This is a genomic window from Streptomyces sp. HUAS TT7 (assembly GCF_051550175.1).
GTDB lineage: Bacteria > Actinomycetota > Actinomycetes > Streptomycetales > Streptomycetaceae > Streptomyces.
This window is the reverse complement of sequence record NZ_CP196177.1, coordinates 1-19,429: the sequence shown is the minus strand read 5'-3', so window position 1 is coordinate 19,429 and position 19,429 is coordinate 1. Positions and strand designations below refer to the sequence as shown.

General features: G+C 68.1%; 30 protein-coding genes. 22 read left to right on the top strand and 8 right to left on the bottom strand.

What is annotated here, in order from left to right:
* Positions 1–194 precede the first annotated feature (194 nt).
* Together ACSHXC_RS42630 and ACSHXC_RS42625 are read left to right on the top strand one after the other, a co-directional pair.
* Positions 195–1,385, top strand: coding sequence for a hypothetical protein (locus tag ACSHXC_RS42630; RefSeq protein ID WP_438297700.1), 1,191 nt, complete (start codon positions 195–197; stop codon positions 1,383–1,385).
* Positions 1,385–1,519, top strand: coding sequence for a hypothetical protein (locus ACSHXC_RS42625; protein WP_438297699.1), 135 nt, complete (start codon positions 1,385–1,387; stop codon positions 1,517–1,519). The genes ACSHXC_RS42630 and ACSHXC_RS42625 overlap by 1 nt, the downstream gene beginning before the upstream one ends.
* A gap of 562 nt (positions 1,520–2,081) precedes the next feature.
* Here ACSHXC_RS42625 and ACSHXC_RS42620 read toward each other — a convergent pair.
* A complete protein-coding gene (locus tag ACSHXC_RS42620; protein WP_438297697.1) occupies positions 2,082–2,522 on the bottom strand; it encodes a hypothetical protein in 441 nt (146 codons plus the stop codon).
* A 126-nt stretch (positions 2,523–2,648) separates the two neighbouring features.
* The gene (locus ACSHXC_RS42615; RefSeq protein ID WP_438297695.1) at positions 2,649–3,221 is read right to left on the bottom strand and encodes an RNA polymerase sigma factor; all 573 of its coding nucleotides are present in this window, start codon (positions 3,219–3,221) and stop codon (positions 2,649–2,651) included.
* Positions 3,222–3,740: 519 nt separating this feature from the next.
* Here ACSHXC_RS42615 and ACSHXC_RS42610 point away from each other — a divergent pair.
* Both ACSHXC_RS42610 and ACSHXC_RS42605 read left to right on the top strand, forming a co-directional pair.
* Complete coding sequence (locus ACSHXC_RS42610; protein ID WP_438297694.1) at positions 3,741–4,529, top strand: hypothetical protein; 789 nt, start codon at positions 3,741–3,743, stop codon at positions 4,527–4,529.
* Positions 4,526–4,681: a hypothetical protein gene (locus tag ACSHXC_RS42605; RefSeq protein WP_438297693.1), complete on the top strand. Its 156-nt coding sequence runs from the start codon at positions 4,526–4,528 to the stop codon at positions 4,679–4,681. Before ACSHXC_RS42610 ends, ACSHXC_RS42605 begins: the two co-directional genes overlap by 4 nt.
* 63 nt (positions 4,682–4,744) lie before the next feature.
* Here ACSHXC_RS42605 and ACSHXC_RS42600 read toward each other — a convergent pair whose 3' ends face one another.
* From ACSHXC_RS42600 to ACSHXC_RS42590, 3 genes are read right to left on the bottom strand one after another with little or no spacing between them, the layout of a single operon-like run.
* Positions 4,745–5,530, bottom strand: coding sequence for a hypothetical protein (locus ACSHXC_RS42600; protein WP_438297692.1), 786 nt, complete (start codon positions 5,528–5,530; stop codon positions 4,745–4,747).
* Positions 5,514–6,050, bottom strand: coding sequence for a sigma-70 family RNA polymerase sigma factor (locus tag ACSHXC_RS42595; protein ID WP_438297691.1), 537 nt, complete (start codon positions 6,048–6,050; stop codon positions 5,514–5,516). Before ACSHXC_RS42595 ends, ACSHXC_RS42600 begins: the two co-directional genes overlap by 17 nt.
* A 35-nt stretch (positions 6,051–6,085) precedes the next feature.
* Positions 6,086–6,238, bottom strand: a complete 153-nt coding sequence (locus tag ACSHXC_RS42590; protein WP_438297690.1) for a hypothetical protein — start codon at positions 6,236–6,238, stop codon at positions 6,086–6,088.
* Between the two features lie 435 nt (positions 6,239–6,673).
* Between ACSHXC_RS42590 and ACSHXC_RS42585 the strand changes: the two genes are divergently transcribed.
* Positions 6,674–7,063, top strand: a complete 390-nt coding sequence (locus ACSHXC_RS42585) for a hypothetical protein (RefSeq protein ID WP_438297689.1) — start codon at positions 6,674–6,676, stop codon at positions 7,061–7,063.
* A 181-nt stretch (positions 7,064–7,244) separates the two neighbouring features.
* On the opposite strand, the gene ACSHXC_RS42580 is transcribed toward ACSHXC_RS42585, so the two are convergent.
* The gene (locus ACSHXC_RS42580) at positions 7,245–8,201 is read right to left on the bottom strand and encodes a helix-turn-helix domain-containing protein (RefSeq protein ID WP_438297688.1); all 957 of its coding nucleotides are present in this window, start codon (positions 8,199–8,201) and stop codon (positions 7,245–7,247) included.
* 2 nt (positions 8,202–8,203) lie between these two features.
* Complete coding sequence (locus ACSHXC_RS42575) at positions 8,204–8,431, bottom strand: hypothetical protein (RefSeq protein WP_438297687.1); 228 nt, start codon at positions 8,429–8,431, stop codon at positions 8,204–8,206.
* Positions 8,432–9,098: 667 nt separating this feature from the next.
* Between ACSHXC_RS42575 and ACSHXC_RS42570 the strand changes: the two genes are divergently transcribed.
* From ACSHXC_RS42570 to ACSHXC_RS42525, 10 genes are all read left to right on the top strand, one after another.
* Positions 9,099–9,263: a hypothetical protein gene (locus ACSHXC_RS42570; RefSeq protein WP_438297685.1), complete on the top strand. Its 165-nt coding sequence runs from the start codon at positions 9,099–9,101 to the stop codon at positions 9,261–9,263.
* Positions 9,264–9,532: 269 nt separating this feature from the next.
* Positions 9,533–10,411, top strand: a complete 879-nt coding sequence (locus ACSHXC_RS42565) for a hypothetical protein (protein WP_438297683.1) — start codon at positions 9,533–9,535, stop codon at positions 10,409–10,411.
* Between the two features lie 377 nt (positions 10,412–10,788).
* Positions 10,789–11,118 carry a DUF6233 domain-containing protein gene (locus ACSHXC_RS42560; RefSeq protein WP_438297682.1) on the top strand — a complete coding sequence of 110 codons (330 nt, stop codon included), beginning with the start codon at positions 10,789–10,791 and terminating at the stop codon, positions 11,116–11,118.
* Between the two features lie 23 nt (positions 11,119–11,141).
* Complete coding sequence (locus ACSHXC_RS42555; RefSeq protein WP_438297680.1) at positions 11,142–11,357, top strand: hypothetical protein; 216 nt, start codon at positions 11,142–11,144, stop codon at positions 11,355–11,357.
* Positions 11,358–11,716: 359 nt separating this feature from the next.
* A complete protein-coding gene (locus ACSHXC_RS42550) occupies positions 11,717–12,259 on the top strand; it encodes a hypothetical protein (protein ID WP_438297679.1) in 543 nt (180 codons plus the stop codon).
* Positions 12,256–13,233 (top strand): CopG family transcriptional regulator, encoded by a 978-nt coding sequence (locus ACSHXC_RS42545; protein WP_438297678.1) that lies wholly within the window; start codon positions 12,256–12,258, stop codon positions 13,231–13,233. Before ACSHXC_RS42550 ends, ACSHXC_RS42545 begins: the two co-directional genes overlap by 4 nt.
* A gap of 214 nt (positions 13,234–13,447) precedes the next feature.
* A complete protein-coding gene (locus ACSHXC_RS42540) occupies positions 13,448–13,909 on the top strand; it encodes a hypothetical protein (RefSeq protein WP_438297677.1) in 462 nt (153 codons plus the stop codon).
* Between the two features lie 41 nt (positions 13,910–13,950).
* Positions 13,951–14,289 carry a hypothetical protein gene (locus tag ACSHXC_RS42535; protein WP_438297676.1) on the top strand — a complete coding sequence of 113 codons (339 nt, stop codon included), beginning with the start codon at positions 13,951–13,953 and terminating at the stop codon, positions 14,287–14,289.
* A 32-nt stretch (positions 14,290–14,321) separates the two neighbouring features.
* The gene (locus ACSHXC_RS42530) at positions 14,322–14,549 is read left to right on the top strand and encodes a hypothetical protein (protein WP_438297674.1); all 228 of its coding nucleotides are present in this window, start codon (positions 14,322–14,324) and stop codon (positions 14,547–14,549) included.
* A 220-nt stretch (positions 14,550–14,769) separates the two neighbouring features.
* The gene (locus ACSHXC_RS42525; protein WP_438297673.1) at positions 14,770–15,150 is read left to right on the top strand and encodes a hypothetical protein; all 381 of its coding nucleotides are present in this window, start codon (positions 14,770–14,772) and stop codon (positions 15,148–15,150) included.
* A gap of 8 nt (positions 15,151–15,158) precedes the next feature.
* On the opposite strand, the gene ACSHXC_RS42520 is transcribed toward ACSHXC_RS42525, so the two are convergent.
* Positions 15,159–15,287 (bottom strand): hypothetical protein, encoded by a 129-nt coding sequence (locus tag ACSHXC_RS42520; protein WP_438297672.1) that lies wholly within the window; start codon positions 15,285–15,287, stop codon positions 15,159–15,161.
* Between the two features lie 25 nt (positions 15,288–15,312).
* Between ACSHXC_RS42520 and ACSHXC_RS42515 the strand changes: the two genes are divergently transcribed.
* The 7 genes from ACSHXC_RS42515 (at position 15,313) to ACSHXC_RS42485 (ending at position 18,582) form a co-directional block, all read left to right on the top strand.
* A complete protein-coding gene (locus ACSHXC_RS42515) occupies positions 15,313–15,768 on the top strand; it encodes a DUF3307 domain-containing protein (protein WP_438297671.1) in 456 nt (151 codons plus the stop codon).
* Between the two features lie 28 nt (positions 15,769–15,796).
* Complete coding sequence (locus ACSHXC_RS42510) at positions 15,797–16,363, top strand: hypothetical protein (RefSeq protein ID WP_438297670.1); 567 nt, start codon at positions 15,797–15,799, stop codon at positions 16,361–16,363.
* Positions 16,364–16,377: 14 nt separating this feature from the next.
* Positions 16,378–16,656 carry a hypothetical protein gene (locus ACSHXC_RS42505; protein WP_438297669.1) on the top strand — a complete coding sequence of 93 codons (279 nt, stop codon included), beginning with the start codon at positions 16,378–16,380 and terminating at the stop codon, positions 16,654–16,656.
* Between the two features lie 17 nt (positions 16,657–16,673).
* On the top strand, positions 16,674–16,970 hold the full coding sequence (locus tag ACSHXC_RS42500) for a hypothetical protein (RefSeq protein WP_438297668.1): 297 nt from the start codon (positions 16,674–16,676) through the stop codon (positions 16,968–16,970).
* Entirely contained in the window at positions 16,967–17,257 is a 291-nt protein-coding gene (locus ACSHXC_RS42495) for a hypothetical protein (RefSeq protein ID WP_438297667.1), read from the top strand. The genes ACSHXC_RS42500 and ACSHXC_RS42495 overlap by 4 nt, the downstream gene beginning before the upstream one ends.
* A 663-nt stretch (positions 17,258–17,920) precedes the next feature.
* Positions 17,921–18,190 carry a hypothetical protein gene (locus tag ACSHXC_RS42490; protein ID WP_438297665.1) on the top strand — a complete coding sequence of 90 codons (270 nt, stop codon included), beginning with the start codon at positions 17,921–17,923 and terminating at the stop codon, positions 18,188–18,190.
* Positions 18,187–18,582, top strand: a complete 396-nt coding sequence (locus tag ACSHXC_RS42485; protein ID WP_438297663.1) for a hypothetical protein — start codon at positions 18,187–18,189, stop codon at positions 18,580–18,582. Before ACSHXC_RS42490 ends, ACSHXC_RS42485 begins: the two co-directional genes overlap by 4 nt.
* The last annotated feature ends 847 nt before the right edge of the window (positions 18,583–19,429 follow it).

The window sequence follows — 19,429 nt, the reverse complement described above, 5'->3', positions numbered from 1 at the left end:
CCGACATGGTCTCGTACGGGCCGTCGTCCTTTCGGGGATGCGGCACCCAGACGGCGACATGCAGACAGCACGCCAGAGCTATAACTCCTTGACGGCACCGGGTGATTGAGGTCACAGGAAAGCTTGCGGGATTTATTGCCGGTTGGGCACCGGCCCGGGCCTAAGTGGAGAGACCGGCTAACTGAAGGATTCCAATGATCACTCTGCGGCCTGCGGGCACCTGTCTTGTCTGTGCTCCTGCCCCTGCACCTTTGCTGAGGTCCTTCGCCACCCCGGGCACGGCGCCACGAGAAAAGTTTCTGGCCGCCCTGCCAAGGCTCTGTGCGGGCCGCGCAGCCGAGCTCTGCGGATCGCAAGACAATCCCCTGGTTGTGTACCTGGCCGATGCACTGGTCTGGATCGGCACCTACGTGGTCTACGAAGACTCGGTGACGCTGCACAAACAGCTGGAGGCAGCACTCGCAGCAGCAGAGGAGTCGTTCGTGCGCTTCCAAGGGGCGGCAGCGCAGCTAGAGGCTGCAGTGACCCGGGCAAAGACACGGCTGGCGCAGGCAGACACACGAATTGCGGAGGCAGAGGCTGAGCTGGTGCGGTTGAAGACAAAACTGGCGCGGGCGGAGGTACAGCTGGCGCAGAACAGGACAAGACTGAGCGACTTGAGGGCAGAGCTGGGGTCTCTCCGCGGGGGCTACCTGCTGCCGTCAGCAGGCCTGTTGCGGGCCTATGCGGAGGGGCTCGGCGGCGCTCTGCTTGATCTGGCTGAGGCTGCGCACCGTTGTCCGGTCTGGCCGGTCCGTGCCGCGCTTGGAGCCGCACTAGCTGCCCGTAACGCCGCTATTGAAGGGGATGTTGAGGCCGTTGATCGGTTCAGCCGGAACTGGCTGGGTCTTGCACATCCGGAGCGTTGGCGCACGGCAGTGGAGGCGGCGCTGTTGGGCGACTGGGTGGCCGTACTCGGCCGAGGGACCGCCACCGATCCCCATATCCAGGCCCTGCTACGTCGGCATGCGGACGCCGAGCACCAGGCACTGCAGCCACTGTGGGAACGCAAAGTGCGCGGCAAGCGGACTGTGTTGATCAGCCAGCCCCTGACCGCCACTCTGACAGTGCAAGACCTGCTCGCCGAACGGGGCACACCGGAGAGCGAGGTACTGCGGGCCGAGCTGGGCGACAGTCGACTGACGACTGTGCTGCGCGGCCTAACTCCCGAAGAAGCCGCGGTCGCCTATCACTGGGCGGCGCACGGGGATAGCTGGGCGAGGGCTGCGCTCGCCACCGGGCGGCCCTCAGCGTACGGGGAACGAGTACGCCGCAAACTCAAGCGTCTCGGAGAACGGCACACCGAACGCGCCGCGACCGCGCACCAGTTTCAGGTAGCAGCCTGATGGACTTGTTCACCAGCGCTCTGCCCGAGCTCCTCGGCAGTCTCGCCTCTGCTCTCGTCCTCGGTGTCGGCACCTGGCTCTCGCGGCACATACGCACCCGGTATCGCGACGGCCCGTCGCGGCCCGTCCGATGAGGCGCCGTCAGACGGTGTGTGTGAGGGCGGCGGTGGCGCAGCCTGTCCCTCGCCAAGATGGAACCGGTCTTGCGAGGTCATCGGCGGGGAGACGCAGGACAACAAAAGGCCGACCCCTGGTGAGGCCGGCCGGGCTCGCACAGTCGAAGGTATCTCCGGCATCACGGGTCTCCTTCCGTCACAGACTGCCGCTGCGGAACGTGGTTTTGGCCGTGCTGGTGGGTGACAACTCCCCGTACTCGTCACCCACCAGCACAGTTCGCAGGTCACGCCGTACAGGAGCGTGCCCGCTGTGAAGGACCGGGGCCGTCGGCCTGCTGCCAACCCCCACATGTTGCGTTGATGCCCACCGGTCCTCGCTGATCGCCTGCTCACAGTCGGGCGCGCACGACAACCCCCCTTAGCGGTCGTGCGCACGCCCCGGGCAGGGCCGGTGCATGCCGACTCAGCCACCAGGACCTGGCTGAGCGGTGATCAGGTAGGCGACCTCCCAACGGTCGTTCCCCGCGGTGTCCCTCAGACCCGCTGCCTGGGTAAGGAAGTGGAGCGCAGCGGGCCAGCGTCAGCAGTTCACACTGCCGCGGGGCTGCCAGCCCGTGGTGTCCCCCCGAGCGAACTGGCCTCCTTGATGACGGACAAGGGCAGCCACAGCAACCGGGACCACCAGCCAGGTCAGTGCCTGGACGCTCAGGTTGGCCACAGCCACCACCATGCTGGCCGACATCGCTCCGAGTCCGGCGAGCGCGGCCGTGGCGACAAGCTGACGCCTCATGGCCGAACCGCTACGGGCACGGGGCACCGGTGTGCTGCCCCTCCAGTCACGGCCGTGCTCGGTCTCCTCCGGGCTGGTCACGTCGCCCGCAGCATCCGGCATGTTGTCGTTGGAGCCGTCTTCAGGAGGAGGGCCGCCTGAAGAGTCAGCTTGAGAGGCTGCCAGCGCATCACGCACGCGTGCATCCCTCTCTCGAATCTGCTCCAGGAGCAGTGTGTGCAGGTCCGACATGGTTCTCCCTGGGTTCCGAGTATTTCTGCGTCGGGGCCGGCCAGGCCCCGTTAAGGGATCACGATCCGCGGCGTGCAGCGGCTCTCGCACACCGCGGGACGTGATCCCGAAGCGGGAACTGGAAGGTCATACCTGCGGGTCGAGCAGTTCCTTGATCGCGGGCTGCCTGAGGGCCGCGCGGGCGCGGGTCAGATAGCCGTGCACCTTGGCGACAGGCAGGCCGAGTACTTCGGCGATGTCCGGTGCGGCGAGGTCGTCGACGTAATGGAGCACGTAGCAGGCGTACTGATCGGGTGTCAGCACCTTGCGTACCGAGGCGAGGGTCTCCTCGAATTCGACGGACGCTCCAAGGTTGACGAATGCGGCCCGTTCCGGCACCTCCTCATCGCTGAGGTGGTACTGCTCCCGCAGATGGGCGTTGATCAAGTGGTAGAGGATGCCGGCGGCGTACGCCTGCTCGTTCGTGGCGATGGTGACGCCCCTGGCGAGGGCCTCGCCCAGGAGCTTGTAGGCCTCCTGCCCGAGCTCGACGGCCTTGTCAAGGTCATCGAGTCGTCGTGCCGCAACCACGGTCAGGTGCTCGACGAAGGCGCCGGCTGTTTCCTCCTCTCCCCACTTGTAGGGCGCTGGGCCGCTTTTCGTCGGCACCCTCACGCGTGAACCAGGCATATCGCCCGGCTCGGTGCGTTGCGCTGCCATGGGCGGTTCCTTTCAAAACGTCGTGCGAGGTGAACCCGCGCTAGTAGCGACAGCACCAAGGACCGGGACCCCGGGTGAAGCACCAACACCTTCCAGCGACACCGCCGCTGCCCTGGCACCTAGGTAGTGCGACCCAGCGCCGGTTTCGTCGCCGCCTGGAACAAGATTTTTTGAAGGACCACCAAGGGCGTCGCGTCAAGCGGTCACCCAGACGCAGATGCCTCAGGAAACCGCACGTCAATAGGCCTGATGAGCAATGCAGCTGAGCAGCACGGCATCAGTCATCCGCCAAGTGACGTACACCACAAGGCAGTTCCCAAGATTGTTTGCCGGAAGCTCCCTGTGCCACGCCCGAGAGTGAAAGAGCCTTCTCCTATCCCGGCAAGGAGCCCACCCATGACACTCCGCGTACTCACCGAATCGGACGAGCTGTGCACGCGCCCTCTCCTGGGGCCAGCCAGCGTGCTTCCTGGCCCCAGCCCGACCTGTCATCGGGCCGTCGGGCCAGTCCTTGACGAAATGATCGAGCTCAGCCGGGCTGGCTTTGATCTACCCGACGTGACCGTCGAGGAGTGGTTGAAGTTCGGCCTGTACGGCCTCGCCGATGGCGAGACGCGGGACGACGACCTCCTCCGCCCCATGTTCGCGATCTTTACGAAGTTCCTGGTCCGCTTCGCCCGCATCCTCATCCAGTGCTCGCTCCGGCCAGGCACTCAGTCCCGGGAGGCACTTGCGGCAGCACTCGCCGCACGCTGTGCCGCCATCGACGGCGACACGGCGACGATCGACGCGTTCAGCCGGGACTGGCTGGGCCTGTCCCAGCCGGAGCGATGGCGCGGGGCGGTGGAAATGGCCCTGCTGGGCGACTGGGTCCATACGCTCGGCCGCGGCTGCGCGGACGATCCCTCCATCCTGGGCCTGCTGCGCCAGCACACCGACGCCGAGCACCGGGCGCTGCTGCCCTTGTGGGAACGCCGGGTGCGAGGCAAGCGGACCGCCCTGCTCAGCCAGTCGGCGGGGACTGCTTGGACGGTTGAAGATCTGCTGGTCGAGCACCGAACCCCCGAGTCCGAGGTGCTGGCCGCCGAACTCGCCGACAGCCGACTGGTCGTCGTGATTCGCGGCCTCGCGCCAGAAGAGGCTTCAACAGCCCGCGTCTGGGCTTCAACAGCGCAGACCTGGGACCAGGCCGCGCTCGCTGCTGGCTGTCCGGCAGCTCACGGAGAGCGCGTACGCCGCAAACTCAAGCGGCTCGGAGACCGGCATACGGCCCGCTCTGCGGCAGCAGCCCAGGCGGTGGACAAGTGACTGTGCTCAACGCCGCCCTGCCGGAGTTCCTTGGCAGCCTGGCCGCCAGCATCCTCCTCTCCGCCGGCGCACACCTCCTCCGGCGGCTACGCGCCCGGTGCGAAGAGAACAAACGGCTGCGCAAGCGCGCCGACAAGATGGCGCTGCACTAGCCGATAGCGAGTGGCGGATGGCCCCGCGCAAGGCCCTTCGGGGTGTTGCGGCCGCCCGGGACTCTACTGGGGCTGCGTGACGCTGGTACGGCGAAGCCAGTGAGCCACGGTGGCGCCGCGCTGCCGCTCGGGCAGCGGCGCCCGGCTGGCGCGGGCAGGGGGCTGGCCGATGGCCTGGGTGGTCAGGGCATGGATGTGGTCGGTGAAGTCCGGGTCGGGCAGCGGCAGATCGAGGTCGTCGTCGACATAGGCCACGGCGGCCGGAACGTAGTCGAGCACCGCGTGAATGACGTCCGGGACACCGGCATCGGTGGTCTTGAGTGCCCGCAGGACGCGCAGTGCCGTATCTATGTCGACGTCGTCCGGATGGCGGCTCTGCGTGGTGACGGCATCGGTCTGGGTGAGCCACCAGTTGGCGACGTCGTGCTCGCCCAGCGCACGGTGCTGCAGGTAGAGGCAGTAGGTGGCCGGGTAGTCGCCGGCGCCTGCGGCGTACTGCCACCAGAAACGGGCGGAGTCCTCCCGTTCCGACAGTTGCAGCAGGCACCCCAGTACGCGGGCGCCCAGGGGTTCGGGTAACGCGCGGGCCAGGAAGCGGTGCAGGCTCGTGATGGCGCCGGGATAGACCGCCACGGCTTCGCACAGAACCATCAGATCCTGGGCGGCCGCATCGTTGGCGCCGCGCGATCCCCAGGTGCCCCAGCGGGACGTGGCCTGCGGGGCAACCACGGTGGGGGCAGCTCCGACGCGGGCGGCCAGGCGGGCTTCGGCGGCATCGATGTCCCCTTGGGAGTAGGGCCAGTGGACGAGCCGGCCCCGCCGCAGCATGCCGTCAGCGTGCGAGGTCATCGGTGTGTCCCTCCGTCGTGCCCGTCGGCTCCCCCAGCAGTGCGTACAGGCGCCGCCGGGCGTGCCGGGCGTTGGAGCGCACCCCGGCGGGACTGATGCCGAGTTCGTCGGCGGCCCGGTTGATGGGGTAGTCGAGCAGGTAGAGCAGCACCATGATGTCCATCTGGCGGGGCGGCAGTTGCCGTATCGCCGCCATCAGCACGCTGGACTCCTCGAACTGGCCGATCGGGTCGACGGCGTCGATGAGGGCGGCCGTCTCGAAGGCCGCGAGTTCCAGTGGCAGCGCGCGCCGCCGGAGGCGGTGCACGTCGATGGTGCTGTTGCGCAGCACCATCCAGGCGTATCCGGCCGGGTTCTCCGTCCTCAGGATCTCCTCCCAGGCCTTGAGGAGCTGCTCGAAGGCGGCGTCGACGGCTTCTTCGGCGTCTGCGCGGTGGCCAAGGTAGCTGTAGGCCCAGCGCACATAGGCCGCGCGGTGCATCTGGTGGAACGCCGAGAAGTCCACCGGCAGCTTCGTCACGCGTCGCGACGTCTGGGAGCGCGGAGATCCGTGGCTCACTCCTGGCCCTCGTCCCGGGCGGTCCGGCCCAATTCGTTGACTCCGGCGCGCACACCCGCCGCGGCGGCCCGGCGCAGCACGTGGATCGCGTCGCGGCCGAAGACCCGGACCACGAGTACCGCGATCAGTGCATTCCCTGCGAACCCCATCACGAGCAGTCGTTCCTTCCCTGCGACGAAGGTGAGACCCTCAACTCCCCCTTCGGGGGCCTCGGAAGACCGCTGATGCGCGCCTTCAAACAACAAGACGTCGCTCAACTTCCTTTTGTGCAACGGGAATCGACGAAATCCTCAGCCGTGTACGTTGCGCTTGCTAAGCCCCTCTGCCCACCTGCGACCGTGCTCCCGCTTTCCACCACGACACGCCACCCCGGCGCCCATCCCCACCACCCCTGGTGACCTGCCCACCCGCTAGATGGACTGACTTGTTCCGATTCGTTGCGCAAACCACTCAGCAATCACCCACCCGACGTACTGTGATGCACGCCATACAAGACCTGGGGTGCTCAGCCTTCACGCACCGGCACAGCGGGCTCATCGAAGCTCTGGTCTCTGTCCACAGGCCGCCACTTGTTGGCTTGGCCCATGACACGACCCAACGACAAGAAGAAGCAGCCGGTCCCCACCTGCGGAGTCGCCCACGACCGGCTCGACCCGGCAGACCAGGAGGCGTGCGCCCAGGGCCTGCCGTGCGGGGTACGGGAGCAGATGCAGGCGCTGCTCGGGAAGTACGACGGCGACGTCGGGCTGGTCGCCTCCTGGCTGGGGGCCAGCGAGCGCACCGTGAGACGGCACGCCAAGGGAACGTTCCTCCCTGCCGGCTTCCGGCTGCGGGACCAGTTGACGTGGCGGGCGCTCCGGGCCTCCTGCCCCGTGTACATCGCCGAGGACCAGGCGGAGGCCGAGCGCCTGGCGCAGGGGGCCGCCCAACGCGACGCGCGGCGCGCGCTCCGGGAACGGCGCGACCTTCCGTAACTGCCCACATGGCGACGTCCCGTACGACCCAGCGGGGTCGGTACGGGCCGTCGCCATCCTGTGCGCCGCCGGGCGGCGCGCGGCCCGACCGCGCTACGCGACCGGACCCAGGACGTTCTACGGAACGTCTCGCTGCACCAACCCGGATCCGTCACTAACAGGAAGGCCGCAGGGCAGCTTCCTACGAGGCCCGGGCCCGTCGCTGCGGTCTTCCTTGCGGCGGTGATCCCTCCATCGAGGCGCGCGGTGCCGGGATGGCGCGGGCCGGCGGACGGAGGCTGTTGAGGCTGCGCGCTGCCACCAGTTCGTTGGAGGACAGGACGCGGTGTCCGAGAGCGATCTCCTCCTGGCGCTGCCGGAGCGCCGTTTCGGAGACCACTCCGCTCCGGCTCAGCTTCCACACGTCCTGCCCGCCGGGGTTGCGGGCACGGTCCAGGTAGAACCCGTCAACGAGGGACCCTCGGATCCGGGGTACGGGGCCCCGGTTCATAGGAATGACGGGGCCGCGGCTGTTGGGCCGTTTGGCACCGCCGGTTCGCCGGTCCTCCGCCCGCTCCCAGGCCTGGGCCCATTCTCTGAGGGCGATTCCGCGCAGACCGCAGGCCCGGGCGAAGTGGATGACGAAGTCCCGGGTGGGGCGCTTGGTCTGCTCGGTGAGCACCCGCCAGACTGTGGAGTGCTTCAGGTCACCACCGCTGAGGTCCTCCAGGTCCTGGTAGGAGCGGCAGCCTGCCTTGCGGTACAGGTCGACCATGGCCAGGAGCAGATCGGCGAAGTCCCGCACATAGGCAATGTGCTTGGGCTTCTCCTTCAGCGGCTCAGCTGCCTGGATCTGCCGGTAGCGCGCCTGCCGCCACAGCCGGTCGGCTTCTGCCAGGTTCGCGTCGCACGCTGCGGCATACGCCAGCACCACCTTGCGCCTCGGGACCCCCTTCGCCCCGGAGGCGGCACGCAACAGCGTGTCCGCGCTGCACTTGGCCGACTCCCCCGCGGGGAGCGACGCCCAGCGGACCCGCTCCGTACGGCGGGCAAGCTGGGTGTAGTTCAGCCCGGCGGCTTCGCGCCGGCTGCGCAGCCAGCGTGCCAGCGCCAAGAGCGCTTTGTCGCACGGGGCGATCGGGTTCTCACGCCGTCCCATCGTCAGCTCCCCGACGGCGCGGCCGACTGGACGCAGCGCAACTTGTGGGCGAGCTTCACGCCGGTAGCGGCGGCCTCGGTCAACAGGACGGTGACGGACAGGCTGGGCAAGCCGGCCAGCGCCAGGATCGTGGCCAGGATCAGCACGATGACGACGATCGTCGTCTCGGGGGCGGTCAGCGGGGCGGGCCCGGACTGCACACACGCCGCGCGAACGGGACAGCTGGGCATGGTTCCTCCATCGGTGTGGCTCCAACTGGCGTGCACTCAGAGGCGGTTGGCGTCGCCCGTGCGAGTGGCACTCATCAGATGTTGTCGCACCATCAGCCGCCCACGACGTATCAGCACCGCACAGGCGGCGATAGCGGGCACCCGCGTCTCAAGCTGGGCACGCTCATTTCACTCCGAGGGAAAAGCATCGCTGCAGATCAGAACCTTGATCCAGAAATGAATGCGCAGGAGCATCCCAAACACAGTTGAGCCACCCGCTCAAGGCCGTGATTCTGGGCACAGCCTTGTTCGCGTGCACACGCGCACAGGTACGGACACTCCCGCCGGTCTGTGGCTCCAACCTCGACATACGGGACAACTGCGGTGGCCGCGTTGGCGCGAGGGCCCCGCAGAACACATCGGCAGACTCGACCTGCCGAGACTCAAGGTGGCCCGGAGGCTTCGCCCTCCGGGCCACCTTCATGCCTTTTGCCCCACCGGCCCGTCCGCCGGACCGATGATCTAGCGCACGTCGTTGAACACACAGCTGGCACGTGCCCTGAGCTACGCCAGACGCTGCACCAACTGTGAGGTAGAACACACTAGAAAACGTGAAAGAGGAGTACGGGGACCAGCTCCCTCTCCCGAGACGGGCCACCTGGGCCCGTACCGCCAGAAGGCTGGTCCCATGGATCCCAAGCTCACAATGCTGCTCACGGTGATCGTTGCCCTCGCCGTCATCGCGGCTGCCGCCATCGCGATCGTGGCCCTGGTTCGCGCGGACCGGGCGGACATCCCCCGCGTCATCCGGGAACTCCCCGCCGTCCTACACGCATTCCTGCGCCGCCAGTAGGTCCCGCTCCCTCGAAGCTACTGGCGAGGCCGCACCCACGGCCGCCATGAACGAACCATAAGTGCCACCTCCTAACGGAAGGCTGAGTGCTGCGGTCGGCCAACTTCGCCAACCGCGGCACTCAGTCACAGCCATTCAGCATCGCCGTGGAGGGCGACTGACGCCACAAGCCACGGTTCGTCTCGCTGCTCCAGGCTGCCCCGGGCCAGCGACGGGGAAGGGACGTCTTGGCGTCCCTTCTTTGTCGGCTGGTTTCTGGAGGTCCTGTCATGCCGGACAAGCGCCCTCGGGGCTATCAGCCGTTGTGGCGGCCGCGGCCGGCGACGCTGGAACTGCTGGCCGCGATCGATGTGATCCTGGCCCGCTACGCGGAGCTGCTCCCGATGTCTCTCCGGCAGGTTTTTTACGCTGCGGTGTCGGACGGAGTGCTGGAGAAGACCGAGCGGGCTTACAAACGGCTGGGTGAGGTCGTTGGCATGGGCCGGCGCTCCGGCCGGATCGACTGGGGCGCGATCCGTGACGACTCCGGTATCTGTCTGGAACCCCCGCCCGCGTTCACCGACCCCGGCGATTTCCGCGGCCGGATGCGCCGGGCGGCCGAGGGATATCGCAGGGACCGGCAGGAGGGCCAGGAGCAGGTTCTGGAGCTGTGGAGCGAAAGCGCGGGCACCACCGCACAGTTGGCCCGACTCGCCGAGCCCTACGGGCTCACCGTGCATTCGGGTGGGGGCTTCGACTCGTTGTCAGGGAAGCACGAGGCCGCGCTGCGGGCTGCCGAGTGCGACAGGGTGTTGGTAACGCTGCACCTGGGGGACCTGGACCCGTCCGGGGTCCACGTGCCGCGCGCCCTGGCCGAGGACGTCGCGGCCTTCGCCGCCGCGCACGGCGGCCGCACCGAGCTGGTGCGCGTCGCGGTCACCGAGGAGCAGGTTGCCCGCTACGGCCTGCCCTCCGCCCCGCCCAAGCCGACCGACCGCCGTTCCTTCACCGCGGCTGGCACCACCCAGCTGGAGGCGCTCCCGCCCGACCAGCTCGCCGAACTCGTCCGCGCCGCCATCGAGGAGCGCATCGACATGGCCGTGTACGAGGAGGTGCTGGAGCAGGAGGCCGCCGAACGAGCTGAGCTGCTGCGCCAACTGGAGCACTAGGACACGGCACCGCGCCCGGCCGCTGAAGGGATGATCTGGCGCACGTCGTCGAGCACACAGATATACCGTCGCGCTCACTGGCTCGGTGGCTCTCCCGGCAGTGAGCTGCGCAGACGATGGCAGACGGCGGAAATGGGGTGCCGTATCCAAGGACGGCCCCCGGAACGAACACGGAAACGGCCCCCGAAACGACGGGGGAAACGACAGCGAGCCAGTGCCTCCCGAGCTGTCACGCACCCCCTGTCACGCTGCTCGTCACGGCCCGCTATCGGGTCTGTGACCTGGACGAACGCTCCGTCTCCCCGCCCCGGATTTCGGCATGACACCCGATACAGGCAGATGCGCGGCAGCTCAGCCCGGCGATTAGACTCGAACACGTGTCCGATCAATCCCGCCTTTCACAGCTCCAGTTCCTGCGCCGCTACCTGCTCCGCGAGCTGGAGCAAGTCGACGGCTGGATCTCAGCCGAAGAGCAGCAGGAAGCCCAGCAAGCCCGCCGGACACCCCCGCCGCCCCCGGACTGGGTGATCGCGCACGTCCGCAGCGGAAAAGGCCCCGTCCCCCAAGCCGTACACGTCGGCGGCTGCGGCATGGCCCCCGGCCAACCCAAGGCCATCACCCGCGAGCAAGCCCTCGCTGCCCTCACCGAGGGCGTCCCTGCCTGCGAGTTCTGCCGACCCGACACCGAACTCGGCTGGCTGGAGTGACCGCACAGCCGCACCCTGGATCTATGGCTGCGCAACGGATGATCGTCGTCTATCCGCCTGATGAACAGGGTGCCCGGCGGGTGCGGGTGGACGGCATCATCCTGGGCCGCGCTGCCGATCTGCGGGACCTCACAGAATACCTGCGGCGGGCAGGGCTGGAGGTCGACGACCTCGACGTGGTGCGGTCCCCTCTGATCGAGTGGCGCGGGGGCGGGCCGGAGGCCTGGGAGCCAAGCTGAAGAGATCTGCTTGATGCGCCATGGGGCCCGGAGGGCTGTCGCGACCGCAGGGGTGCCAGGTGCGATCGGTTTGGGTCGCCGCTCCCTCCGAGCCCGCAGCCAGGCTGCCCACCACTGCCGGAGGTACACGGCGCGCTGGGGGATTCACCCGTCCGTGGCGTCGGCCTCCGCGTAAGCGACCGGGACCGTGCCCAACGCGGTGGGCACGTACAGGATCTTGGGCAAGCCAGGCTTGCCGACCTGCGCGATTCCGGCCAACTCCCAGGAAGCAGACGGCTTGCCCAGAACTGCTCGATACCGTCGATCACCTTCGGCAGCGTCGGGCATGGCGCCTCGTCACATCGCAGGTGGGGGTACGAATGGGCGAAATCGATCACGAGATAGCCGGGGAAGTCGCCGCACTCCAGGCCGACATCACCTCCGTGCTCCAGGAGCTGGAGGACCTGCCTGAGGACGATCCGCGCTACGAGGCGCTGTTCGCGCAGCTGGAGCGGGCCGGGTCGGCGCTGCTGGCCTATGAGGCCGAGGTGCCGGCGAAGCTGGAGGCCCCGCACCGCGAGGCCAGCGAGAGCGTGCTCACCTGGGCGACGCGGGCTCACCTGGCCGGGGGAGTGCTGCTCGGCATCACGCCGTTCACCGGCTGGATCGGCTGGGGCTGGCTAGCGCTGGCCCTGCTCCAGGTCGCAATCGGCGCCGCAATCGGCAACAACAAGCCGGTGGCGGGCAAGCACCGGCAGCTGCGGTACGCCGCGGCCATCCTCACCCTCGTCACCGTGGTGGTGCCGCTGCTCGTCTTCGATGTCCTGCCGGGCTGGGTGTGGTTCGTGCCGCCGGTCGGCTGGGTTGTCGCTTCCGTCATCTCCTTCGACGCGACGCAGGCCGAGGGGCGGGCGACGGCATGAGCATGGACCACTCCCACCACGACCTGGACCGCCGGATCGACAGCGTCAAGAGAAGCCTCGGCTCCGACGTCTCCTCCCTGGAGTCGAAAGTGTCGGACATCGAGAGCGCCCTCGAAAACCTGGAGAGCCTGCCCGGCCGGGTCGACAGCCTCGAAGACGACCTGCGCGAGGCGAAGTCAGATACCCAGGAGGTCCGGGACGACCTTGAATCGAGCATCGGGGAGACCGACGCCTCGGTGAGCCGTCTTGCAACGCGAGTGGCCTCACTGGAGCGGCACCTGCGCCAGTCCAAGGGCGCGGTCGTCGTCGACCTCGATGAGGACCGCGAGGGCGAACTACACACCCTGGCCGTCACCGCGGACAAAGGCCGGGCCGCGCAGGCCGGGCTGCTCTCCGACTGGGACCGCAACGGGCTGAACCTGCACCAGACTCACCTCGACCAGGCCCGGGAGGAGCGGGGCCGGCATCGCGCCACCGTGCTGCAAGCCGCGAAAGTGCTCGCCACCACCCCGGTCGGGGACCAGCACCGCAAGGCGGCCGAACTCGACTTCAAGACGTCCGCACCCCAGGCACGCCAGGCCCACAGCCGGATCGCCAACCTGGTGACCGCGGCGTCGTCAGCCGCTGCGAAGCTGGCCGCTGACGACGCCGCGCGTGCGAAGAACGCCAAAGTGATCAACGCGGGTGAGCGAGCGGACACGAAGCTGCGCCTCAAGCTCCGCAGCCGCCTCTCGGACGCGGTCGGCGGCGCGCATCTGCTACCGGTGTGGTTCGCCACCGCGTTCGGGCCGATGCCGCCGACCCGGAGGGCAAACGAGTGGATGGACGCGGCCACCGACATCCTGGCGTACCGGGCCACCTACCGGGTCACCGATCCCGTGGTCGCGCTCGGCCCGGAGCCTGAGGAGTACGTGGGGCCGCGCCGCCGGGCGTGGATCCAGGAGCTGACGCGGGAGCTGAGGCGCTGGGGATAGCGCGCCACCGCACCCGGCCGAGGCCACAGCCCCAACTTTTTTCGGGGCTGTGGCCTCGGTGTTTGCCGATTTCCTTACGACTACCGGGAGTCGATGTCCGGGTACCCCTTGCGATCTCTGTGCGCAAACGCGCACACTAGGTGTTGTGCAGATGAGCAAATGCGCATCTGCCCATAGTTTCAACTGGGACTATGCCACTGGATGAGGGGGAACCATGGAGCTCTGGGTGGGAGTCATCACCGTCGCCGGCACCCTGCTCGGCGCGATCGTCGCGCACATCCTGCAGAGCCGGACCGCCGACCGACGCGAGACCGAGACGAGCCGCGCCGCGACCCGCCGCGACCTGCGCCAGGCCACCGCCCGCCTGCTGTCCGAGACGACCGGGCTGCGGCGCCTCCAGTTCGGCCGGTGGGCCCTGCGCGAGGCCACCAGCACGGAGAAGGCCGCCGCGAAGGACGCGGCCCTCGAAGCCCGCTCCCGCGTGACCGAGGCCCTGGTCGAGGTGCAGCTGCTCACCGACGACACCGAGGTCCGCCGGCTGCTCGATGAACTCCTCGACTCCGCCTTCACCCTGCACGACGCGGCCGACCAGGACGACATGGACCTGAGGGCCGACCGGGCCCGCGCCGCCCACAACGACCTGCTCGACGTCGTCGGCCGCCTGGTGCGCGCCTGACCCCCAGTCTCCGCCTCGACTCGCAGAACACGGAGAACGTCATGGAACCGAAGCCGTCGCAGGAGATCGCCCGGATCACCGCCATCGAAACCGGTGTCGAACGCACCGGCACCGACAGCGAGCTCGCGTACTACGCCCCGGCCGCAGCCGCCGCGCTGCGCCTGCTGGCCGACGCCATCAAGCACGGCAGCAACCACGACGACATCGTCCAGGCCCTCAAGGACGCGGGCGTGCACCACGCGTTCGCCGACGTCCTGGACGCCGCATCCGAAGCCACGATGAACGCTCTGGAGGACCCGTACGAGTTCGACGGCCGCCTGATCGCGGACAACCTGGCCGGCGCCGCCGGGCAGGTCCGCGACGCCTTCCGCTGGCTGTAGGACACCCACTCATCAACCCGGAGGAGAACACCATGAGCGACACCTGGAAGGGCAAGACCCTCTTCGACCGCAACACGGTGAGCGACGTCGACCTGCACTACCGGATCTACAACGCCGTCACCGGCGAACTGCTCAGCTTCGGCAGCAACGGCGGGCCCGGCTCGCTCAACGGCATCGTCCAGGACGCGTTCCGGACGCAGGCCGAACACCCCGGCGTGCGGCTGTACATCGAGCAGTTCGACGGCCCCGTCTACGAGTGACCGTTCCGCGGGCCGACTCCCGGCGCCAGCCCATCACCCGCTGACGCGGTGCAGAAGCAGGCTCGGAACGTCCGATGAACATCGCAGACACCAACTCGTTCTGATGTACGCGGAGTTGGAGCCCGAGGACCCCTTGCCAAGGTGTGCGCAAAAGCGCACACTAAGAAGTGTGAGCGATGCGCAAATGCGCATTCACGCATTGCCTGAAAAGGAGAAATCGATGTCAGTACGTATCACCGAAGTCGGCACTCAGGGAGTCACCCTCCTCTGGGAGAAGGACGATGACCCGCGCGGCCTGCTCTACGAGGCCCTGTCCGGCGCCGCTCCGCTGGAGGACGTCCTCCAGGCGATCGCCGACCCGATGGAGTTCGCCGACACCAGCCGCCTCGACGGCGTCGACGACGCCAAGCGCCGCCTGCGCTCCGTGCTGTGGGCCCTCAAGGAGCTCACCGACCGAGCCGACGTGCTCACCGTCGCCCTCAAGGACAGCTACGGCCAGTCCTGGACCGAGATCCAGGAAGTCATCGACCCCGAGAACCCGCAGGCCCGTTCCACTGCCCGCCGGCGCTATGACGCGGGCCGCAAGCGCATCGGCTTCTGAGACCCACCTCACGCCCGCTGCGTGCTCTCGGAGCGGAACTGCTCGCCCTTACGGGCGACGCTCGAACCCTCGGCGCTGACCCGCCGAACCCCGTCCAGCGGACCCGGCTGACCCCGGCCGCCGGACAGCAAGCTCACCCACACACTCCCTGAAGGACTCGTCATGGTCACCCAGGCACTCGTGTTCCTCATCGCCTTCGTCGTCTTCTACGCCGCCCACCTCACCGCGGACTACCCGCTCCAGACAGACCGTCAGGCCGCGCGGAAGGCGGGCTGGACCGAGGGCGACACCGACCCTCGCCCCGGCCGCCACCACCATGGCTGGGGCGCCAACCAGGCGCACGCCGGCACCCACACCGCGCTCTCCCTGATCGCCCTGCTGCTCATCCCGAACCTGGCCCTCGGCCTGCCGCTCAGCATCCTCGGCACCATCGCCGCCCTCGCCTGGATCCACGTTTCGCACGCGGCCATCGACCGCCGCGTCGGCGTCGCCTGGTGGATGCGCCACACCGGCCAGACGGCCTTCCAGGCCCACGGCGGCGCCGCCCACGTCGACCAGGCCGCGCACATCGTCCTCGGCCTTCTGCCGGCCGCCCTGCTGCTCGCCAAGCTCGGCTGACCCGGCCGCGACCCGAAGGGAGGACGCCATGTCGCACCTGCTCGCCTGGTACTGGTGGATGGCCATCGGCGCGGTACTCGCCATCGCCGGGACGTACTGGCTGACCGGCTCACTCGCCGCGATCAAGCCCAAGCCCGCCGACGTCTGCGCCTGGTGCTCGCGGGCCTCCGGCCACCAGGTCACCGGCCACACCTACGAGACCTGCCGCGGCCCCGCCGACGCCCAACTCGCCGAACAGCGCCGCCTGGCGGACCGGAAGTCCGCCAAGACCCGCGACGAGGAACACTCCGCGCAGGAGGCCGCCCGCAAGGCCGCCGAACTCGCCCGCCACGCGACCAAGCTGCGGGTGCTCCAGATCGGCACCGTCACCACCCGGACCGGCCCCCGGGGCAACGAGATCCACACCACCGGATGGGCCTTCGACACCCTGGCCGGCCCGCACTCCGGCCCCAGCAACGGCACCACCAAGGCGTACAGCACCACCGGCGGCCCCGAGCGCATCTCCGGCTGGACCATCCAGGAACTGCACACCATCGCCCACGGCGGCGCCTGCCAGTGCGACGTCATCCGCCTCGCCCGCAACGCCCGACGATGAAGGGAGCACCCATCATGCGCATCGAGCGGTCCACCCTCACCTGGATCACCATCATCGCCATCGCCGCCGGGGCCATCGCCACCTGGTCGGCGCTGCGCCACGGCGGCAACGCGCCCACCGCCGGCGCCCTCGCCTTCGCCGCCACCTCCATGACCCTCGGCAAACTCACCGGGGCCTCCGCCCTGGCCGTACTGGTCTCCTGCGCCCTCCTGGCCGTGGCCGGCGTCCTCCTCCTGGTGGGCCTGGCCATCGCCCGCGCGGCAGGCTCCGACATCTCTCTCACCACCGGCTGACGCGGGAAGGAAGCACCATGGCACCCCAGCTCACCCCCAAGCGGCTCGCCTTCCTGCGCGCGGCCGCCAATCACTCCAAGGGCAGCATCCTGCCCATGCTGACCACGGACGCGGGAGCGAAGGTGTTCCTGCGGGCCGCCGACGAGACCGCCCTCGAAGAGCTCGGCTACGCCGACTCGATCGACGACTGCGGCCACGTCCAGGGCAGCCCGGACCCCGACCACGACCACCGGCCCCACCCGCACCTGTTCCGCATCACCGACGCGGGCCGCCAGGCCGTCCAGGCCGCCACCGGTAAGGAGATGCCCCGATGACCCCGAGCCTGGTCCTCAACACCCTGCTGCCCCGCTTCATCATCGACCTGTGCGTCGAACTCCGGGGCAACCACCAGATCACCCGCGGCATCAACGAGGCGATCGCCAACGGCGACGAAGACGCCATCGCCATCTTCCGCACCGGCACTCTCGCCGCGGCCCTCACCACCCGCGGCATGTTCCAGCGCTCTGACGAGATCGTCGCGTACGCGCAGCGCGTCAAGGAACGCGACGGCTCCATGGACCGCTACTACGCGGTGTTCCGGTACTGCACCGACCCGAAGTGACCACCAGGCCGGGCCCCTTCACCGGGGCCCGGCAACACGTCGGCCCCGGACCGCTTCGGCGGTCCGGGGCCGTTCTTCGCCTTCGAGGACTGGTTCGCTGGGGGCCCTGCGTCGCAGTGCTTGGGAGCGATCCTACCGGACCGGTCAAGCGGGACCGGTAGCAACAGCCAAAAATAGCGGTCCCCTGAAAAACGGCGCGCAACCAAAACGAACCAAAATGACGACGCGTCAGGAACAGGCCGACATCTGCTCTGACCTGGGTAAATACCTGTCCGTCCCATTTTTTGTGTCACCGTGCGTCACAGGAACCAAGCGGAAATTTTCCGCTTGCCCGCCAGAACCGTTTCCCAAGCCAAGACGGCCCAAAAATATGGTCTGACCTGCTGCTTTGTGCAACACGGGGCGGATTTCCGGCCCGGTCTGGGACCGCTACGGGACCGGTAGTACCGGTCCCGGGAGCGGTAACCGGTCCCGCGAAAAACAGCCTCTGAACTGCGACGGGGACCGGTTGGACCGCTGGGACCGGTAGCTGAGCGACCCCCCCTACAAATAACTCAATCCCCATCACGGTCCCCGAAGCCGAATCACGCAGCGTGTCCACCCTCGCGGGCCGGTTTACCCAGGCCCTCCCCAGGGCGGTGCATACGGTCGTACGCTGGTTGTATGTCAAAGGAGCGCGTCACCATCACGCTGTCCGAAGAGAGCGTCACGGCACTCCGCAAACTGGCGGACGCGGGTCAGATCGAGTCGGTCTCCGCATACGTCGCCGAAGCCGTCGAAGACCGCCTCGCCCGCCAGGAGCGCGCCGCCCGCGTCATCGGCCGCTGGGCAGCCGAGGCCGAGAAGAACGACCCCACCGAGTGGGCCAAGGCCCTCGAATGGGCCCGCCGCACGGCACACAGGGACGAAGCCGCCACGCAGGGCGCCGCATGATCGGGGGCTACATCCTCGACGCCACCGCCGTACGCCAACTCGCCCACGGCGGCCCCTACATGGTCGCCAGAGTCTTCTACGCCGTGGAAGCCGTCCAGGCCCTCTACGTCCCCACCACCGCCCTCGCGGCCGGCCTGGTCGGCTTCGACCTCAGCGCCGCCCGCCGCGAACAGGTCGAACAAGCCCTGGACGCCCCCGCCTTCGCCATCCACGACCTCGACCGGTCCGCAGCCCTCGCAGTCGCAGAGATCGCCACCATGGCGCAGGTCGACATCGCCACCGCACACGTCGCCCACATCGCACTCCGCCGACCCGGCCTCCCCGTACTCACCACCCAGCCTGGAGAGCTCCACAAGGTCAACCCCACCATCGAGACCGAGGAACTCCCCTAAATCCTCACCGCCCGATCCCCGCCCCTTCGAATCAACGAAGGGCACTCCACGACGCACAGCATCGTCCGGGCCCCGCTGCTCCTTGGCAGGCAAGGAATCACTGCCCCAGCACCATGACGCTTGGACTCACCGGCAGGCCAGGGCATAGAACGTGCCCCCTGACCCGCTGCCAACTACCGCCGGACACCGCCCAGTCTGGCCCCACAGCCCCTCGAACCAGGCTGGAGCATGCGCAAATGCGCATCTGCCCACGCACTGAACTGTCTGAATTCCTTTTATGCCGGGCCAATAGGGATAATCCGAATGAGGGGCCCGGCACTGTCATCAGCGTTTTAGCACCCTGACAGTTAAGCACTGGACGCCATTTTCTCTATGCAGACCACAAGAGGCCCGAGTTTCCTCTAGAGTGGGTTTCTGGCGGTGTTCGCTTCGTGCATTCCTGATGCCTCCTTCGCGCGCGCGGAGGGAGGTGATAAAAGGTGCAAGAAAACGAACCGCCGGACTGGCAGTTCTGGGCCTTCGTGGTTTCCTTAGTCCAGGTCGCTCTGGACTTAACCACTCAGCTCGTGAACCACTAGCCCGGCGAATCCGTCACCAGGGGCCGTTCCAACCGGGACGGCCCCTTCCTTGTCACATCCCAACTCTAGCGCAATGCGTATGTCGCGGAGACGGGATCGGACGGATTAGACAGCCCTATTCGACTAGGGAATCCCGACCAATCACATCCCAAAACTGGTAGGTCCGCACTCTGTGATAGGGCGAAAGCAATGGGCTATCTCTCGCTTTCAAAGCCACTTCAGAAGAGACTTCTCTTCCTTTCCTATCCGGTTTCGTCAACGAAACCTAT

What these genes read in the sequence shown, in the direction of transcription:
- ACSHXC_RS42545 (WP_438297678.1), top strand. Translation starts at nt 12,256, where the DNA reads ATGAGCATGGACCACTCCCACCACGACCTGGACCGCCGGATCGACAGC.
- ACSHXC_RS42485 (WP_438297663.1), top strand. Translation starts at nt 18,187, where the DNA reads ATGATCGGGGGCTACATCCTCGACGCCACCGCCGTACGCCAACTCGCC.
- ACSHXC_RS42580 (WP_438297688.1), bottom strand. Translation starts at nt 8,201, where the DNA reads ATGGGACGGCGTGAGAACCCGATCGCCCCGTGCGACAAAGCGCTCTTG.
- ACSHXC_RS42555 (WP_438297680.1), top strand. Translation starts at nt 11,142, where the DNA reads ATGGCTGCGCAACGGATGATCGTCGTCTATCCGCCTGATGAACAGGGT.
- ACSHXC_RS42550 (WP_438297679.1), top strand. Translation starts at nt 11,717, where the DNA reads ATGGGCGAAATCGATCACGAGATAGCCGGGGAAGTCGCCGCACTCCAG.
- ACSHXC_RS42590 (WP_438297690.1), bottom strand. Translation starts at nt 6,238, where the DNA reads ATGGGGTTCGCAGGGAATGCACTGATCGCGGTACTCGTGGTCCGGGTC.
- ACSHXC_RS42575 (WP_438297687.1), bottom strand. Translation starts at nt 8,431, where the DNA reads ATGCCCAGCTGTCCCGTTCGCGCGGCGTGTGTGCAGTCCGGGCCCGCC.
- ACSHXC_RS42610 (WP_438297694.1), top strand. Translation starts at nt 3,741, where the DNA reads ATGATCGAGCTCAGCCGGGCTGGCTTTGATCTACCCGACGTGACCGTC.
- ACSHXC_RS42525 (WP_438297673.1), top strand. Translation starts at nt 14,770, where the DNA reads ATGTCAGTACGTATCACCGAAGTCGGCACTCAGGGAGTCACCCTCCTC.
- ACSHXC_RS42565 (WP_438297683.1), top strand. Translation starts at nt 9,533, where the DNA reads ATGCCGGACAAGCGCCCTCGGGGCTATCAGCCGTTGTGGCGGCCGCGG.
- ACSHXC_RS42540 (WP_438297677.1), top strand. Translation starts at nt 13,448, where the DNA reads ATGGAGCTCTGGGTGGGAGTCATCACCGTCGCCGGCACCCTGCTCGGC.
- ACSHXC_RS42615 (WP_438297695.1), bottom strand. Translation starts at nt 3,221, where the DNA reads ATGGCAGCGCAACGCACCGAGCCGGGCGATATGCCTGGTTCACGCGTG.
- ACSHXC_RS42600 (WP_438297692.1), bottom strand. Translation starts at nt 5,530, where the DNA reads ATGACCTCGCACGCTGACGGCATGCTGCGGCGGGGCCGGCTCGTCCAC.
- ACSHXC_RS42495 (WP_438297667.1), top strand. Translation starts at nt 16,967, where the DNA reads ATGACCCCGAGCCTGGTCCTCAACACCCTGCTGCCCCGCTTCATCATC.
- ACSHXC_RS42490 (WP_438297665.1), top strand. Translation starts at nt 17,921, where the DNA reads ATGTCAAAGGAGCGCGTCACCATCACGCTGTCCGAAGAGAGCGTCACG.
- ACSHXC_RS42500 (WP_438297668.1), top strand. Translation starts at nt 16,674, where the DNA reads ATGGCACCCCAGCTCACCCCCAAGCGGCTCGCCTTCCTGCGCGCGGCC.
- ACSHXC_RS42585 (WP_438297689.1), top strand. Translation starts at nt 6,674, where the DNA reads ATGACACGACCCAACGACAAGAAGAAGCAGCCGGTCCCCACCTGCGGA.
- ACSHXC_RS42535 (WP_438297676.1), top strand. Translation starts at nt 13,951, where the DNA reads ATGGAACCGAAGCCGTCGCAGGAGATCGCCCGGATCACCGCCATCGAA.
- ACSHXC_RS42570 (WP_438297685.1), top strand. Translation starts at nt 9,099, where the DNA reads ATGGATCCCAAGCTCACAATGCTGCTCACGGTGATCGTTGCCCTCGCC.
- ACSHXC_RS42505 (WP_438297669.1), top strand. Translation starts at nt 16,378, where the DNA reads ATGCGCATCGAGCGGTCCACCCTCACCTGGATCACCATCATCGCCATC.
- ACSHXC_RS42510 (WP_438297670.1), top strand. Translation starts at nt 15,797, where the DNA reads ATGTCGCACCTGCTCGCCTGGTACTGGTGGATGGCCATCGGCGCGGTA.
- ACSHXC_RS42530 (WP_438297674.1), top strand. Translation starts at nt 14,322, where the DNA reads ATGAGCGACACCTGGAAGGGCAAGACCCTCTTCGACCGCAACACGGTG.
- ACSHXC_RS42625 (WP_438297699.1), top strand. Translation starts at nt 1,385, where the DNA reads ATGGACTTGTTCACCAGCGCTCTGCCCGAGCTCCTCGGCAGTCTCGCC.
- ACSHXC_RS42630 (WP_438297700.1), top strand. Translation starts at nt 195, where the DNA reads ATGATCACTCTGCGGCCTGCGGGCACCTGTCTTGTCTGTGCTCCTGCC.
- ACSHXC_RS42515 (WP_438297671.1), top strand. Translation starts at nt 15,313, where the DNA reads ATGGTCACCCAGGCACTCGTGTTCCTCATCGCCTTCGTCGTCTTCTAC.
- ACSHXC_RS42620 (WP_438297697.1), bottom strand. Translation starts at nt 2,522, where the DNA reads ATGTCGGACCTGCACACACTGCTCCTGGAGCAGATTCGAGAGAGGGAT.